13 protein-coding genes are annotated in these 15,698 nt (G+C 46.4%); 9 read left to right on the top strand and 4 right to left on the bottom strand.

Features of this window, described 5'->3' with window-relative positions:
* Positions 1–4 precede the first annotated feature (4 nt).
* The 4 genes from GJU82_RS14385 to GJU82_RS14400 are packed head-to-tail and all read left to right on the top strand — an operon-like array spanning position 5 to position 3,765.
* On the top strand, positions 5–1,462 hold the full coding sequence (locus GJU82_RS14385) for a hypothetical protein (RefSeq protein ID WP_153632784.1): 1,458 nt from the start codon (positions 5–7) through the stop codon (positions 1,460–1,462).
* The gene (locus GJU82_RS14390; RefSeq protein ID WP_153632785.1) at positions 1,459–2,217 is read left to right on the top strand and encodes a cytidylyltransferase domain-containing protein; all 759 of its coding nucleotides are present in this window, start codon (positions 1,459–1,461) and stop codon (positions 2,215–2,217) included. The genes GJU82_RS14385 and GJU82_RS14390 overlap by 4 nt, the downstream gene beginning before the upstream one ends.
* Positions 2,214–3,248 (top strand): N-acetylneuraminate synthase family protein, encoded by a 1,035-nt coding sequence (locus tag GJU82_RS14395; RefSeq protein WP_153632786.1) that lies wholly within the window; start codon positions 2,214–2,216, stop codon positions 3,246–3,248. The genes GJU82_RS14390 and GJU82_RS14395 overlap by 4 nt, the downstream gene beginning before the upstream one ends.
* Positions 3,238–3,765 (top strand): HAD family hydrolase, encoded by a 528-nt coding sequence (locus GJU82_RS14400; RefSeq protein WP_153632787.1) that lies wholly within the window; start codon positions 3,238–3,240, stop codon positions 3,763–3,765. The genes GJU82_RS14395 and GJU82_RS14400 overlap by 11 nt, the downstream gene beginning before the upstream one ends.
* Positions 3,766–3,767: 2 nt before the next feature.
* On the opposite strand, the gene GJU82_RS14405 is transcribed toward GJU82_RS14400, so the two are convergent.
* Positions 3,768–5,246, bottom strand: a complete 1,479-nt coding sequence (locus GJU82_RS14405) for a lipopolysaccharide biosynthesis protein (RefSeq protein ID WP_153632788.1) — start codon at positions 5,244–5,246, stop codon at positions 3,768–3,770.
* Positions 5,247–5,352: 106 nt separating this feature from the next.
* On the opposite strand from GJU82_RS14405, the gene GJU82_RS14410 reads away from it, so the two are divergent.
* The 5 genes from GJU82_RS14410 to queA all read left to right on the top strand — a co-directional run bounded on the left by GJU82_RS14410 (position 5,353) and on the right by queA (position 11,124).
* Positions 5,353–7,827 carry a YfhO family protein gene (locus tag GJU82_RS14410; RefSeq protein ID WP_153632789.1) on the top strand — a complete coding sequence of 825 codons (2,475 nt, stop codon included), beginning with the start codon at positions 5,353–5,355 and terminating at the stop codon, positions 7,825–7,827.
* A 26-nt stretch (positions 7,828–7,853) separates the two neighbouring features.
* Positions 7,854–8,732, top strand: coding sequence for an ABC transporter permease (locus GJU82_RS14415; RefSeq protein ID WP_153632790.1), 879 nt, complete (start codon positions 7,854–7,856; stop codon positions 8,730–8,732).
* A 33-nt stretch (positions 8,733–8,765) separates the two neighbouring features.
* Positions 8,766–9,029, top strand: coding sequence for a DUF3098 domain-containing protein (locus GJU82_RS14420; RefSeq protein ID WP_153632791.1), 264 nt, complete (start codon positions 8,766–8,768; stop codon positions 9,027–9,029).
* A gap of 280 nt (positions 9,030–9,309) precedes the next feature.
* Complete coding sequence (gene truB, locus GJU82_RS14425) at positions 9,310–10,029, top strand: tRNA pseudouridine(55) synthase TruB (protein WP_153632792.1); 720 nt, start codon at positions 9,310–9,312, stop codon at positions 10,027–10,029.
* A 45-nt stretch (positions 10,030–10,074) separates the two neighbouring features.
* Positions 10,075–11,124 carry a tRNA preQ1(34) S-adenosylmethionine ribosyltransferase-isomerase QueA gene (gene queA, locus GJU82_RS14430; protein ID WP_153632793.1) on the top strand — a complete coding sequence of 350 codons (1,050 nt, stop codon included), beginning with the start codon at positions 10,075–10,077 and terminating at the stop codon, positions 11,122–11,124.
* Positions 11,125–11,206: 82 nt separating this feature from the next.
* On the opposite strand, the gene GJU82_RS14435 is transcribed toward queA, so the two are convergent.
* The 3 genes from GJU82_RS14435 to GJU82_RS14445 form a co-directional block, all read right to left on the bottom strand.
* Complete coding sequence (locus GJU82_RS14435; RefSeq protein WP_153632794.1) at positions 11,207–13,510, bottom strand: GH92 family glycosyl hydrolase; 2,304 nt, start codon at positions 13,508–13,510, stop codon at positions 11,207–11,209.
* Between the two features lie 192 nt (positions 13,511–13,702).
* Entirely contained in the window at positions 13,703–14,782 is a 1,080-nt protein-coding gene (locus tag GJU82_RS14440; protein ID WP_228488713.1) for an ABC transporter permease, read from the bottom strand.
* Positions 14,736–15,698: an ABC transporter ATP-binding protein gene (locus tag GJU82_RS14445; RefSeq protein ID WP_153632795.1), complete on the bottom strand. Its 963-nt coding sequence runs from the start codon at positions 15,696–15,698 to the stop codon at positions 14,736–14,738. The genes GJU82_RS14440 and GJU82_RS14445 overlap by 47 nt, the downstream gene beginning before the upstream one ends.

Raw genomic sequence — 15,698 nt, forward strand, 5'->3', positions numbered from 1 at the left:
TCGCATGGATAATATTGCACAAACCGATCAACTATTCAGACAATTCTTGGCCTTCGAGGATGAAATGAAATTGCTTGAAAAGTATCAGGTCGATGGAATCCCATTGTGGGCTAATTGTCGGTTTGCTGTTTACCATGATTTGCTGAATGCTAAAGGTTTTATCGGACGGGAAATGGGGGTTTCGACCAGTAAACTGGTCCTCATTAAGCGTCAGCTGAAGAGAGCCTGGTCGATGATCCGGTCCGGAAAAATGTTTCGGCATCCGGGAAAATTTCCTGAAGGGGTGGATGTATTGCTGGTCAATCAGCCGCGAAAAGTGCTCTTTGGAGAACAGTATGGTTGTAAATATTCCTACCTGTGGACCAGCCAATCAAAATTGAGGATTGCAACCATTGAACCTCCATTGCTGTTTGGAGATACCCCGCACTTGGAACCTTCCCATTTCGAATCGTCAACCTTTTATACAGACCGTTTGCTCTTTGCCGGGAAATGGCAGGAAATAAAGGGATCAAGGCAGAAAAATTCTATAGCGGAACAGCAGAGTAACGAGTTGGCGGAACGGTTTTGCGAAACATTTGATATAGCTGATAAGAAAGAATATTACGCACGCTTTATATACAAACGCTTTTTGTATTATCGCTTTTTCAGGAATTACTGGAAAAAGTTTTTACAGGAAAAGAAACCTCATTCGGTGGTGGTGGTCAATGCCTATTCAACGGAAAATATGCCGTTAATTCAAGCTGCCAATGAAATTGGAATTATAACTATCGAGATTCAACATGGAACGATGGGGAGCCGTCACATTGGATATAATTATCCTTCCGGTGAATACAACTTCTTTCCCCGGTTTGAGTTAATATGGGGAAATTTCTGGCGAGATACATCGGCTGTTCCTATTCCGAAGGAAAACTGTTATGTTACAGGTTTTCCTTTCATGGAAAAAAATGTTGGCGACCTTTCCGGAGAAAATCAATATGATGTCTTATTCATTTCGCAGGCGACCATCGGGGAACAGATTCGAACATATGCAAGGGAGCTTTCGTTAAAACATCCCGAGTGGTCAGTTGTTTTTAAATTGCATCCGTCTGAGATTGCTAAGGCTCAGGATTACAGGAGCTATTTTAATGGAATGAATATCACGGTAGAATACAAAAGTGATTTATATGAGGAGTTGCGAAAGGCATCAGCAGTGGTCGGAGTTTACAGCACATCACTTTTCGAAGCACTGGCTTTTGGTTTGCAACCCGTTGTGCTTTCCAAGCTTTATGGTGCAGGATACATGGACGACCTAATCGGAAAAGGCGGAGCAGTTGGGGTTTACAATACCGATGAATTAAGCGACGCTTTGGAAAAGCAGCTTTCAGGTGAGCAGACTACAGTCGATTTGAATTATTATTTTGTATCGAATGCCGCGGAAAAGATGGAGGAAGCAGTTTCTCAGATATTGAATAATGCAGAGTGAAGAATCCTGAAATGAAAACAGCCGTCATTATACAAGCCCGGAAAGGCTCGCAAAGGTTGCCGAATAAGATCGTCAAACCCTTTTTTCAGGAAAAAGGAATTCTGGAGATTCTTATTCGTGAAGTGAAAAAGCTGGAATTGCCGTTGATTGTTGCTACCACAACACACGAGATCGATGATGAAGTGGAACAGCTTTGTCAAAAAGAAAAGGTTTCTTGTTTTCGCGGTAGCGAAGAAAATGTACTCAACCGATTTGTGAAAGCTGCACGGACGGAAGATTATGACGTCGTTTACCGTGTTTGTGCCGATAATCCATTTCTTTCGGTTTCGTATATGAAAGAGCTGGGAAGTGCATGGGAAGATAGTTTGGACTATGTCTGTCACCGGGATGGATTTGGCCATCCGGCGATGAAGACGCACTTTGGATTTTTTGCAGAAATGGTTCGCATCTCGGCATTGGAGAAAGTCCTTTCTGTGACCAAAGATCCATTGTATCTGGAGCATGTCACTAACTTTGTGTACGAACATCCGGACATGTTTTCGCTACATTGGTTACACATGCCTGATTTCCTGCGTCATCGCAACGATATCCGTATGACGGTTGATACAGAGGAGGATTTCAGAACGATGCAGGAACTATATCAACTGAAAATAGAACAAAACTGGGAATCGATGGACGAATTGGTTGTCTGGCTGGATAATCATCCTGAGTTTCTTGCTGGAATGAAAAAGAATATAAAAGCCAATACAAAATGACATACATAATAGGGGAAATCGGACAAAACCATAACGGCTCGGTCGACATTGCCAAGCTAATGATCGACACAGTTGTACGGCCGGTAGTTGATGAACGTTTTCAGGCAACACTAAAACCCATTGATGCCATCAAGTTGACTAAACGTGATTTGGCAGAAGAACTTTCGGAATCGCAGATGAACCGGCCCTATGATTCTCCGCATTCTTTTGGGAAGACCTACGGAGAGCACCGGGCTCATCTGGAACTTTCGGATGAGCAGCATTACGAAATCTATCAATACGCCAGGCAATCGGGACTTGAATTTGTAGAAACCATTTGTGCCATTGGCGCGATGAGCTTGCTAAAGCTGTTTTCGCCGGATCGGTTAAAAGTGGCTTCGCGCGATTTGACCAATCTGCCATTGTTGGCAGCGATGGCGGAAACGAAACTGCCGATTGTTTTATCGACAGGAATGACGGGCAAGAAAGAGCTTGATGAAGCCCTGGAGACGATAACCCGGTACCACAGCAATATTTCCATTCTGCACTGTGTTTCGGAATATCCTACAGCGTATGAGAATGTGAACCTGCGCACCATTCATTATCTTCAAAAACACTATTCTGAATACACCATTGGTTACTCCGACCATACCATTGGAATAGCAGCACCGATTGCCGCTGTTGCAATGGGAGCCAAGGTAATCGAGAAGCATATCACCCTCGATCGGAAGATGAAAGGAACTGATCAGGAAGGTTCCCTCGCACCGGACGGCATTCATCGCATGGTTCGTGATATCCGTAACATGGAGAAAGCAATGGGAGTAGAAGATATTGTCGTGCCTGAATCGGTGATTGGAGCCAAGAATAAACTCGAACGTTCGCTGGCGACACGTCGGGCAATGAAGGCTGGTGAGATAGTAGGGGAAAAGGATATTCATCTTCTTTCACCTGGTGATGGTTTTCGCTGGAGCGAAAGAGACGAGGTGATTGGGAAAACACTGACCAAGGATATTTCCGGTAATGAAATAATATACCCTGACTATGTGCGCTAGCCGACGACTACCCAAACTGATTCTAACCGATATTGATGGCGTTTGGACCGATGGAGGAATGTATTACACCGAGAATGGCGATGAGCTGAAGAAATTCAATACCAGCGACAGTGCTGGTATCATTTTTTGTCGGATGCTCGATATTCCGGTAGGTATTGTAACGGGAGAAGATACTCGTTTGGTTGAGCGTCGGGCCGAAAAGCTGAAAATCGATTACCTGTTCAAAGGGGTGAGAAATAAGCGCCGGATTGTTGAGGAGTTATTAGGTAAGTTGAATCTCGAATGGGACGACTTGGCGTACATTGGCGATGACATCAACGATATCGATGTGTTAAAAGATGCCGGATTCAGTGCTGCCCCTTCCGATGCTCCTGAATACGTAAAGGAGTATACTTCTATCGAATTGAGCAAAAAAGGAGGCGACGGAGTCTTCCGTGAATTCGTGGAAAAGATTTTGGGTAAAGAAGGAGTTAATCAAGCCATTGAAAGGTTCCGGGAACTGATGGCTTCGAGATAATGCTATTCCCTGCTTTTACCCAGTTGTTTATTGATGATGTGGTTGAAATCGGTACTCAATTTCAGGAAATAAACCAGCACAATATAAACAACCAGAATAACCAGACTGCGAACAAGAATGTCGGCGAAGAGATTAGAGTTCGAAGGGATTAGCGTTCCGGCACCGTAGCTGATAACGGCAATAGCAATGCCCGACAGATGCTGTAGTTTCCACGGCCATAGTCCAAATTTTATTTTTAGGAAAATCAGACGAACCGCTGAATAGATGAGTGTCGATATCATCGATGCTAATGCTGCACCCGTTATTCCCAGCACAGGGATTAGCAGGATATTGGAAATCACGACGAGCGTTATGAGCAGAAACATAAAATAAGCCTGGAACCTGTAATAGTGCGATGTGTTGAGGACCATTATACTGCTACCGGTCGAAACTGTGATCAAATTAGCCATGCTAATAAAAAAGATGACCCACTGGCCGTTCTCATAATTCTCCGGCAGGATGCGAAAAATATTATGCAGGTTTCCCCAAATTCCTGCAAATAGTAATAATCCGAAAAGAAACTGGTTGATACTGCTTTTTACCAGCACGTCGTCGATTTTTGCCATGTTGTTGGCTTTCCATGACTCGGAGATGATTGGTACCACCGCCTTGTTCATCACCCGCGAAGGAATCATAATCAACGTTCCGAAATAGAAGGTAACCGAATAAATTCCGGCAGCTTTCAAATCGATGTAGGCATTCACCATGTACTTGTCGATGTTGATCAGGGCAAAGCTGCTGAGACCCGAAATGATTCCGAAAACGCAGAGCAACAGAATTTGTTTTTTCAGTTCCGGCGTGATAAAATGGAGCTGTGGACGAAGATTGAATTTCTTTTTACGGATTAGGTATAAACTAAGAACCAGTGGCGGCACAGATTGAATAATCACAAACAACAACACATATCTGGCAAAATCAACAACATCGAAATAGTACAACAAAATGATGCCAAGGTTGAGTAATCTTAGCAGGAAATCCTTGAGGAAGGTACCCAGAACGATATTGTAAAGGACTTTGTTGTAATTGTCGAATACTGCGAAGAACAGGAAAAAGAAAACCAGGGGCCAGATATAAAAAGCATACTCTGAAAGTAAAGGTGATTTATTCAGGTTTTGCGTGACTAGGTAAGGAGTGAAGAAGTACAAGAAAATCGAAACCAGGATAAACCCGGTAGCCGAAACAGCCATCACAAGAAATAGATAGCCATTGTGATGTTGTTTATTATTTCGGAAAAAGGGGAACAACCGGTTGGTGACATCCTGAAAACCCAGTCCGGAGAACTGCGCCAGAATGGTGGATATGGCAATCAGCACCTGCGTCAGTCCAATTTCTTCCGCCGAAAAAATTTTGGGAGATAAGATGGCCAGGTTCAAAAAACCGAGCAAAACGCCGGCGTACGACCAGATGGAACCTCGAATGGTTTGTTTGATGATTATTCCCACGGAAATTAGATTTATGTCAAAAATATTTAATAAAAGTGAGTTGAACGGAGCGTTTGTTAAAAAAATATACTTTTGTGTATATGTGAAACGGTAACACGCAAAACTGATGAAGAAAATTTCCCGTAAAGCAGGATTACCCTACGTGGTCGCAATTCTGTTATTTTTTGTTCTGTCTCTGATTTATTTTTCGCCGGCAATCGAAGGCCAAAAGCTTGCCCAGCACGACAATTTCACCTACAAGGGAATGTCAAAAGAAATCAGGGATTATAACCGTTCGCACGATGATGTGGCTCTATGGACGAACAGTATGTTTGGAGGAATGCCTTCCTATTTGGTTGCCCTGCCCATCACGAAAACTATTTTCTCGCCATTGCATAAAGTAGTGACGCTTTTTAATCTGAATCCGTTCTATTTCCTTTTTCTCTATTTTGTCGGATTTTACATTGCTCTCTTGCTATTTGGCGTTGATCCATGGCTTGGAATAATTGGGGCCATTGCCTTCGGATTTTCCTCGTACGACATCATCATCATAGCGGCGGGGCATAACAGTAAGGCCATTGCCATCGGTTATATGGCGCCGATTATTGGCGGTTTATACTATGCTTTTCGAAAGAACCGTTGGGGCGGGGGCCTGATTATGGCAATTTTTCTCGGACTGCAAATCTTTGCCAGTCACTTACAGATAACCTATTACACGCTATTACTCGTCCTGGTGTTTGGTATTACCGGATTAGTTATGGCTATTCGGAGGAAGCAGCTCGTTCCGTTTGCCAAAACGGCCGGGGTGCTTGCATTCCTTGCCTTGCTGGCTGTTGGTGCCAATATGACCCGTTTATGGACGACCTATGAGTATGGAAAATTTTCCATCCGTGGGAAATCGGAATTAACGAATGATCAGCATAATAAAACATCCGGGTTGGATAAGGATTATGCCACCGCGTGGAGTTACGGAAAGGCCGAGACCTTTACCCTGATGATTCCGAATTTCAACGGAGGCTCGTCGACCGGAGGTTTCGATACGAACTCGAAGACCTATCAAACATTGCGGGAGAACAATGTCCCCAATTCCCGGCAAATTGTAAAACAGCTTCCCGGTTACTGGGGCCCGCAACCGTTTACTTCCGGGCCGGTCTATGTCGGGGCCATTATCTGTTTCCTCTTCGTTCTCGGTTTAATTTTGGTAAAAGGGCCGCTGAAATGGTGGCTGGTTGTGGCGACTGTTCTCTCGATTACCCTGGCCTGGGGAAAGAATTTCATGCCGCTGACCGATTTCTTCCTGGACCATGTTCCCGGTTACAATAAGTTCCGGACCGTGTCGATGATTTTAGTGATTGCCGGTTTCACGATTCCGTTGCTCGGATTTTTGGCGTTGAAGAAGTTGTTGAGCGGAGACGTGAGCAAAAAAGAGTGGCTCTACGCTGTCAAATGGGCCTTCGGCATCACAGCCGGATTTTCCCTGCTGTTTGCTTTAATTCCCGGTCTGGCCGGGACCTTCACAGGACCGCAGGATGCACAACTGCCAGGTTGGTTACTGGAGTCGCTTCAGGAGGATCGGCGAGCCATGCTGCGCAGTGATGCCTTTCGGTCATTGATTTTTATTGTACTTTTTGCTGCCGTGCTTTGGGGAACCTATGAGAAGAAAATAACCAGGCGAAATGGCCTGGTACTGATGGGCGTTCTTATTCTGGTCGATTTCTGGGGCGTCGATCGCCGTTACCTGAACAAGGATAATTTTGTGACCCCTCGTCAGGCGAAACAACAGTTTACTGAAACAACAGCCGATAAAGCAATTCTCAAAGACAAAGATCCGGATTACCGGGTACTGAATATGACGGTGAGCACCTTCAATGATGCCACTACCTCGTATTATTTTAAATCCATTGGAGGTTATCACGGGGCCAAAATGCGCCGTTACCAGGAACTGATTGAATACCATCTTCAGCACGAAATGCAAACATTGGGCAGCCGACTGAAAGCGATGAAAAGCAACAATGACATGGATTCGTTATTCGTGGGCTTGAATTCCATTAACATGATGAATACCAGATATGTGATTGTCAATCCGAATGGCGCGCCACTTAGAAACCCATTGGCGCTTGGGGACGCGTGGCTGGTAAAAGGTTTCCGTATGGTGAATAATGCCGATCAGGAGATTGCGGCTTTAAATATGATCAATCCGGCTGACCAGGCAGTCATCGACAAACGGTTTGCACCGGAAGTGAAGAATGTTCAGATACAATATGATCCAAATGCGCAGCTGAAGTTAACTTCCTATTCACCCAATGAGATAGATTATCACTACAAAGGACAAGGAAATCAGATGGCGGTTTTCTCTGAAATTTATTACCCCAAAGGGTGGAATGTTTACATCGATGGTAAGAAAGTGCCCTATTTCCGCACCGATTATGTTTTAAGAGGAATGGTATTGCCTGCAGGTGATTATGATATTCAATTCAAATTCCAGCCGGTTTCCTATCGTTTGGGTAACACTATTTCGATGGCCAGTTCAGCCATTCTCCTTCTTTTGTTGTTAGGTATGGGAGTGAGAGAATTCGTCCGGAGAAAGCAGGCAAACGCATAAAATAATTTTGAGCAGGGGGATAGAGTATGTCAAAAAGAAAGCCCAAAAGACTTAAACGGCGATTATTCAGTTCGTATTTTACCACAACATTGAGTATTGCCATAGTCCTTTTTCTGTTTGGACTAATGGGACTGTTGTTGTTGAATGCTAAACGGTTGTCCGATTATGTAAAGGAAAATATCGGGGTAACCCTGATTTTGAATGACAATGCACGTGACGTGGATGTGATTCGTCTTCAGAAAAAACTCGATGCGACCGATTACATCAAATCGACACGTTTTGTTGATAAAGCCACGGCGGCAAAAGAGCTGAAGAAAGAGCTGGGCGAAGATTTTGTCGACTTTTTGGGATACAATCCGTTGCTTTCGTCCATTGATGTGAAAGTGTATGCCAGTTATGCCAATCCCGACAGCCTGGCCTTGCTCGAAAAGAAATTTCTGGAATATCCCGAGGTGAACGAGGTGCATTACCAGCGAAATTTGGTGAGACAGCTCAACCGGAACGTGAATAAATTAAGTGTCATGCTTGCCGTGCTCAGCCTGCTGATGTTGGTCATTTTTGTGGCGCTCATTAACAATGCCATTCGGTTGTCGATCTACTCCCGGAGGTTTCTTATCAATACCATGCAACTTATCGGGGCCACGCGCGGATTTATCCGAAGGCCCTTCATGTCGAAAGGTGTTTTGCATGGCATTTATGGCGCCATTATCGCTTCTATCATGTTGTTGGGATTGGTATTCTCGTACCAGAAAGAATTAAAAGCGGTGATTGATTTTCAGAACATGGAAACCATGGGCATCCTGTTGGGACTTGTGTTCGTGCTGGGTATTCTGATTTCGGGGGTATCAACTTTTTTTGCCGTTAACAAATTTTTACGGTTGAAATTTGATGAACTTTTTTATTGATATTACTTTTGCCTTTTAGTAAAATTCGATACAATGGCCAACAATTCGGAAAAATTAAAGAATCAGGGCTTTGCCTTGGGACGACAAAACTATCGCCTGCTTGTCATAGGTTTTCTGATCATCATGATGGGATTTGTCCTGATGGTCGGTGGGAAGAGCGACGATCCCAACGTGTTCAATCCCGACCAGATATTCAGCTTTCGCCGGATAACACTCGCTCCCATGGTGGCGCTCTTTGGATTTCTTTTTGAAATTTATGCCATCATGAAGAAGTCGAAAACCGAAGAAGAGGCTTAATCATATTTATAAGGCAGAAGCGGGGGTTATTGCTGTTCGTTGCTGCCTTTTTTCGCTGGTTCCGGTAAATATCCCGAAAACACTTTTGTGTAAACGGGTATTGCCGGAAGTTTTTTCAATAGATATAACTGTCGGCAAAGCGCGTTAAGGTATCGCGATTTCGCATTTATAACTTTATTTTGCATGCGATTATGCAGTTTTTGAGATAATTGCTATTTTTGTCGGCTGATATTCAGTAAATTATTGTTAAGTCCGGCGTTTTTTGTGAAGTAAACCGAACATGGCTGAAGAGGCGAAAGTATTTGATTTTAAGGGGGGAGAAATTCTTGTTTTTGATAAACCACTCGAATGGACATCGTTCGATTTGGTGCAAAAAGTCAGGAATAACCTTTGCCGGAAAATGCATATAAAAAAGTTGAAAGTGGGGCATGCCGGAACGCTTGATCCCATGGCAACGGGAGTTATGGTGCTATGTACCGGAAAGGCCACCAAAAGAATTGAAGAGCTGCAGGCGGGGGAGAAGGAGTACATTGCAACGCTGAAGCTGGGGGCCACTACCCCTTCGTTCGATCGGGAAACAAATGAAGATGCCACGTTTGATACCGGGCACATTACGGAAGAATTATTCAGGGAAACCGTGCAGAAGTTTATCGGGACCATAGCACAGGTCCCACCTGAATACTCGGCAGTAAAAGTTGAAGGTCAGCGGGCTTACGAGTTGGCGAGGAAAGGACAAACGGTTGAACTGAAACCGAAAATTCTTGTTGTAAAGGAGATCGACGTATTGCAGTTTGCTATGCCCGAAGCCAAACTTCGCATTGTATGCGGAAAAGGTACGTACATCAGGGCGCTGGCGAGGGATATTGGTCAGGCACTGAACTGCGGGGCTTACCTGACCGGCTTACAGCGTACCCGCGTGGGTGATTTTAAGCTGGGAAACGCGAAACAAATTGACGAGTTCCTCGAATCGTTGAAAGATATGGCAATAGCCGAAGAGTAGAACTGGAAAAAGGTTCATCAAATTCCACATAAATTGTAATCTTCCATGAAGTTATCAAAATTTAAGTACAATCTTCCTGAAAATCTGATTGCATTGCATCCGGCGCCAAACCGTGATGAATCTCGGATGATGGTTCTGCATCGTGAAACCGGAGAGATCGAGCATAAAACTTTCAAAGATATTATCGATTATTTCGAAAATGAAGATGTAATGGTATTCAACAATACCAAGGTTTTCCCGGCAAGGTTGTATGGTAATAAAGAGAAGACAGGCGCGAAAATCGAAGTATTTTTGCTTCGCGAACTGAACCGTGAGCAGCGTTTATGGGATGTGCTGGTTGACCCGGCACGTAAAATCCGTATCGGGAACAAATTGTATTTTGGCGATGACGACCTGTTGGTGGCCGAAGTTATTGACAATACCACTTCCCGCGGGCGTACCCTCCGCTTTCTGTTCGACGGTCCGTACGAAGAGTTTAAAAAGACCCTTTACAGTTTGGGTCAAACGCCGCTTCCCAAGTTCATCGACCGGCCGGTTGAAGAGGCTGATGCCGAACGGTATCAAACCATCTTTGCCAAGCACGAAGGAGCTGTTGCCGCACCAACTGCCGGCCTGCACTTCAGTCGTGAATTGCTGAAGCGGCTGGAGATTAAAGGTGTCGATTTTGCCGAGATTACACTGCATGTAGGTTTGGGTAACTTCCGTAGCGTCGATGTGGAAGATTTGACCAAGCACAAAATGGATTCAGAGCAAATTTGGATCAACGATAAAGCAACGAAACAGGTGAATGGTGCGAAAAAATCGAAGCACCGGGTTTGTGCCGTAGGTACGACTGTGATGCGGACACTCGAAAGCTCGGTGTCGACCATGGGTACCTTGAAACCGTTCGAAGGTTGGACGAACAAGTTCATCTTTCCGCCTTACGAATTTAGTGTTGCCGATTCGATGGTTTCGAATTTTCATCTGCCGCTTTCCACCTTGTTAATGATGGTAGCTGCATTCGGTGGTTACGATACGGTGATGAATGCCTATCAGGTGGCCATTAAAGAGAAATATCGCTTCGGGACTTATGGAGATGCCATGTTGATCATTTGATCGAAAATAGATATTTAAAAGCAAATAAAAAGAGGATGTCAGTTACGGCATTCTCTTTTTATTTTTTATCTAAAGTCTAATATTATTTCTCATCTGAAAAAGAATAGGGAAACGATTCAGGTTGTGTCCCCCGTGTTTTATTGGGCTGATTTCCCATTTCAAATCGGAGTTCCCCGCCTTTTTCAATCGCTTCGTGGGTCACGTAATTTTTATCATACGTTTTGCCATTCAGCGATGCTTTTTCGATGTAAACATTCTTGTGATTGTTGTTATCGGCCACTACCGTGAAGGTGTTCCCGTTTTCCAGTTTCAGGGTTACCTTCTTAAATAGCGGCGAACCGAGCACATACTGGTTGCTTCCCGGCGCTACCGGATAAAATCCAATGGCCGAAAATACATACCACGCCGATGTCTGCCCGTTGTCCTCATCACCGCACAAACCGTCGGGATTGGGTGTGTAAAGCTTGTCCATCACATCGCGCACGTGCATTTGCGCTTTCCACGGTTGTCCCAGGTAGTTGTACAGGTAAATGGCATGCTGGATGGGCTGGTTTCCGTGTGCATACTGGCCCATATTGGCAATCAGCATTTCGGTGATTTCGTGAATCTGAATACCGTAATACGAATCATCGAACGTTGGCCGTGTAGTGAATACTTCATCCAGGCGTTTGGCCATCTTGTCGCGGCTACCAAAGAGTTTTGCCAAACCGGCCGGGTCCTGGAACACCGACCAGGTGTAATGCCAGCTGCATCCTTCGGTAAAGGCATCGCCCCATTTATCGGGACGGAAAGGCGACTGGAATGTTCCGTCTTCGTTCCGGCCCCGCATGAAATCCACCGACGGGTCGAATACGTTTTTATAGTTCATGGCCCGCTGAGCAAACAGCTTTATCTCCTTCTTCGGACGGTCAAGCGCATTGGCAAGGCGCCAGATACACCAGTCGTCGTAAGCATACTCCAGTGTGCGGGCAGCATTTTCATTGATGCCGACATTGTAAGGAATATAGCCCAGTTTGTTGTAATAATCGGCGCCGTAGCGACCAACCGAATGTACCGGTCCAACCCCTTTCGTGTTTTTCAGGATGGCATCATACAGTGTGTTGATGTCGAATCCCCGAATACCCTTCATGTATGCATCCGCGATAATCGAAGCCGAATTGGAACCAATCATACAATCACGGTGCCCCGGACTGGCCCATTCGGGTAGCCAGCCACTTTCTTTGTAAGTATTGACCAGGCCCTGCATTACCTGCGAATCATGTTCCGGAAACATCAGGGTGAAGAATGGGAAAACGGCCCGGAAGGTATCCCAGAATCCGTTGTCGGTGAACATGTAGCCTTTCTCTACTTTTCCGTTGTACGGACTGTAATGCACAATCTCGTTGTTGGCATTCAGCTCGAAAAACTTGCGCGGGAACAACATGGTCCGGTACAGCGCCGTGTAAAACGTGCGGTACTGGTCAACCGTGCCGCCTTCCACGCGGATGCGGTTCAGTTGTTTGTTCCAGGTTTGGTAGGCTTTTTCTTTTACCTGGTCGAACGAATCGTTACCAATTTCCCGTTTCAGATTCAGTTCGGCCTGTTCCGGGCTGATGAAACTCGAAGCTACTTTGGCGTTTACCTGTTCGCCTTTTGTCGTTTTAAACGTAATAACAGCGCCCACATGTTTCCCTTCGGCTTCGGTTGAGCCCGACGAAAGCTTCGTATTGTCTTTCCATGTTCCGGCTACGGTAAACGGTTTGTCGAAATAAATCACGAAATAGTTGTGGAAATTATCCGGTACGCTGCCGTGGTTATTCCGGCAATAGCCGATGATTTTCCGCTCTTGCGGAATAATCTTCACCATCGAGCCCATGTCGAAGGCGTCAATCAGCACGCGCGACGAGTCGGATTGCGGGAACGTAAAACGAAAACGGGCAGCCCGATCGGTTGGTGTGATTTCGGCCACCACGTCGTAGTCGGCCAAATAGGCCCGGTAATAATCAGGGCGGGCGATTTCCGCCTTGTGGGAAAACCACGATGCACGTTTGGCCCCGTCGATGATCACTTTTCCCGTTTCCGGGAAGATGGAGAAAGCCGCGTAATCGTTAATCCACGGACTTGGTTGGTGCGTTTGCCTGAAGCCCCGGATTTTCTTGGCCTGGTACGTGTAGCTCCAGCCGTCGCCCATTTTCCCGGTTTGCGGCGTCCAGAAATTCATTCCCCACGGAACGGCAATGGCCGGATAAGTGTTTCCGTTCGACAACGAGAAATCCGACTCGGTTCCCAGCAGGGGACTGACATACTTGACCAGGTTATCACCCGGGGGCACATTTTGTGCCGTACTGACGGTTGTTTGCCCAAGCAAACCTGCAGCCAGCAGCAGACTAAAAATAATTTTCTTCACGATTCTCTGAAATTTGGTTACGTTTTCAAAGATAAAAATTTAACGGAGGTACACGGGTAAAATGTGGTGAAATGCACGGTGATGGATACTTCGCAGGAAAAGAGAAAAGGCAAGCTGCCCGATCCGGGACCGGACGACTTGCCTTGGGGCGTATCTTCTTCCCGGCAGGAAGAGGATACTAGCGGAACTTAACTATCTGGAACGAATTTCTTTTCGCATAAAGAAAACGTATGAAAGTGCGAAACAAACTACCGTGATGGCGATAATGGCTGTCAGCTGCGGCCATACCAGCAGCAGGCTTTGTCCCAACGGAAGCGGCCCCGGTATGGTTCCGTGTACCTGTTCCATGGTGAGTGGTCCAAGGCTGCGCACCGATGGCATCAATAATGTTGTGGTGGCTTCACTGAACAGTTGGCTTGGTGACAGGCGCATCAAATCGAGAATGAAATTCCGGTGAGCGACCACGTATCGCTCCGGCGCCATTCCCGGGGGCATGGTCGCCCGGGCAATCAGCTTTACAATCAGGTTGTAGAAAATGCTGAAGAAGAGCCAGACCGAAATTCCCGCCAAAGCGGAAGTAGCAGCCTGCCGGAACCGGATCGAAAACAGGATCGACAAATTCAGCCACAAGGCCACATAGAAAATGCTGAGCACGATAAAAAACACGATGCGGAGAAACTCTTCGGGTGTGGGCGGGATACCGATGATGACCATGCCAAGCCCCATAACGAGGAATCCCAGTGCAAAGAACATCACACTGATGACCGTTATCGAGGCCATGAACTTGGCGTTGATCAGGTAATCGCGGTGAATGGGTTGTGCCATAACGCGGCTCAGCGTTCCCCTGTTCTGCTCCGAATTGATGGCGTCGAACCCGAGGCTGATGCCCAAAAGCGGCCCCAGGAAGCTGATGAAAACAAAGAACGGTGGCAGTGTTCCGTCGGAAATAGTGAACAGTTTCAGAAAGAAAAATGCATTGTCCGGGTCGCCGGGTTTGACCGCGTGACTGATGTTGGTCAATGCCGTGTACAGCGACCCGACACATGTCAGCACGATAATGCCAATCAGAATTTTGAAACGCCAGCTACGCACTAAATCCGATATCTCTTTGTCGACAATCACCCGGAAGGGATGCATGGCCACCTCCCGGCGTGATGCAAGTCCCGGCGAATGGGCCAGCTTGCCGAACCACGATTTTCCGGAGTGTTTTATCTGTTTTGCTATATCACTCATGAACTTCACCTCCCTCGAAATAGCGGTTATAAATGTCATCGAGGCCGTACTCCTTCTTGTGCAGGTAAGCCAATTCGGCGCCCGATGAGACAATTTCCCTGGCAATGTCAGCCGTGGCATCGTGCGAACATCCAACGTAGAATTTTAGTTCTTCCTGCGAAACAGAAGTAACACCGTCAATGGTTTTCAGGCTTTCGGCCAGGCCATTTCCATTGTTTCCGTTTCCGGAAGAAGCAAGCCCCGCTTCCACAATGAACGATTCGTTGGAAAACAGTTTCCGCGAAAGCGACTCGATATCACCTTCGGCAATCAGCTTACCGCTGACAAACAGTCCCACGCGGTCGCAAACCTGCTGCACCTGGTGCAGGTTGTGCGATGAAAACAGGACGGTGATGCCCTCTTCCTTGCTCAGCCGCACAATCAGCTCCAGGAACTCGCGGATCCCGGTCGGGTCGATGCCCGAGGTTGGCTCGTCGAGGATGATGACTTCGGGCGTTTTGATGAGCACTTCGGCCAGGCCGAGCCGTTGCCGCATTCCGCGCGAGTATTTTCCGGTTTTCTTCCCGGCCTGGTCGGCGAGTCCGACACGGGTTAACATTTCCCGGGCTTTCGTATCGACATCTTTTCCCGGTATGCCATTCAGCCGGGCGATGTACTTCAGGTTCTCCATCCCGGTGAGGTCGGGGTAGAAGCCCACATCTTCCGGAAGGTAACCGGCACGCCGTTTCACCTCAATCGGGTTTTCGGTGGAATTGATACCGCAAACCTTCACCGAGCCCGAAGTGGGTTCGGTAAGGCCCAGCATCATCAGGATGGTGGTCGATTTTCCCGCGCCATTGGGCCCGAGCAAACCAAACACCTCGCCTTTTTTCACCGAAAGGTTTAACCGGTTGACTGCTGTGAACGATCCGTAATTTTTGGTCAGTTCGACCATCTCAATAATGTTTTTAGCCAT

The organism is Prolixibacter sp. SD074 (assembly GCF_009617895.1).
Taxonomy (GTDB): domain Bacteria; phylum Bacteroidota; class Bacteroidia; order Bacteroidales; family Prolixibacteraceae; genus Prolixibacter.

What these genes read in the sequence shown, in the direction of transcription:
- GJU82_RS14385 (WP_153632784.1), top strand. Translation starts at nt 5, where the DNA reads ATGGATAATATTGCACAAACCGATCAACTATTCAGACAATTCTTGGCC.
- GJU82_RS14395 (WP_153632786.1), top strand. Translation starts at nt 2,214, where the DNA reads ATGACATACATAATAGGGGAAATCGGACAAAACCATAACGGCTCGGTC.
- GJU82_RS14400 (WP_153632787.1), top strand. Translation starts at nt 3,238, where the DNA reads ATGTGCGCTAGCCGACGACTACCCAAACTGATTCTAACCGATATTGAT.
- GJU82_RS14410 (WP_153632789.1), top strand. Translation starts at nt 5,353, where the DNA reads ATGAAGAAAATTTCCCGTAAAGCAGGATTACCCTACGTGGTCGCAATT.
- GJU82_RS14415 (WP_153632790.1), top strand. Translation starts at nt 7,854, where the DNA reads ATGTCAAAAAGAAAGCCCAAAAGACTTAAACGGCGATTATTCAGTTCG.
- GJU82_RS14420 (WP_153632791.1), top strand. Translation starts at nt 8,766, where the DNA reads ATGGCCAACAATTCGGAAAAATTAAAGAATCAGGGCTTTGCCTTGGGA.
- truB (WP_153632792.1), top strand. Translation starts at nt 9,310, where the DNA reads ATGGCTGAAGAGGCGAAAGTATTTGATTTTAAGGGGGGAGAAATTCTT.
- queA (WP_153632793.1), top strand. Translation starts at nt 10,075, where the DNA reads ATGAAGTTATCAAAATTTAAGTACAATCTTCCTGAAAATCTGATTGCA.
- GJU82_RS14440 (WP_228488713.1), bottom strand. Translation starts at nt 14,782, where the DNA reads ATGACATTTATAACCGCTATTTCGAGGGAGGTGAAGTTCATGAGTGAT.
- GJU82_RS14445 (WP_153632795.1), bottom strand. Translation starts at nt 15,698, where the DNA reads ATGGCTAAAAACATTATTGAGATGGTCGAACTGACCAAAAATTACGGA.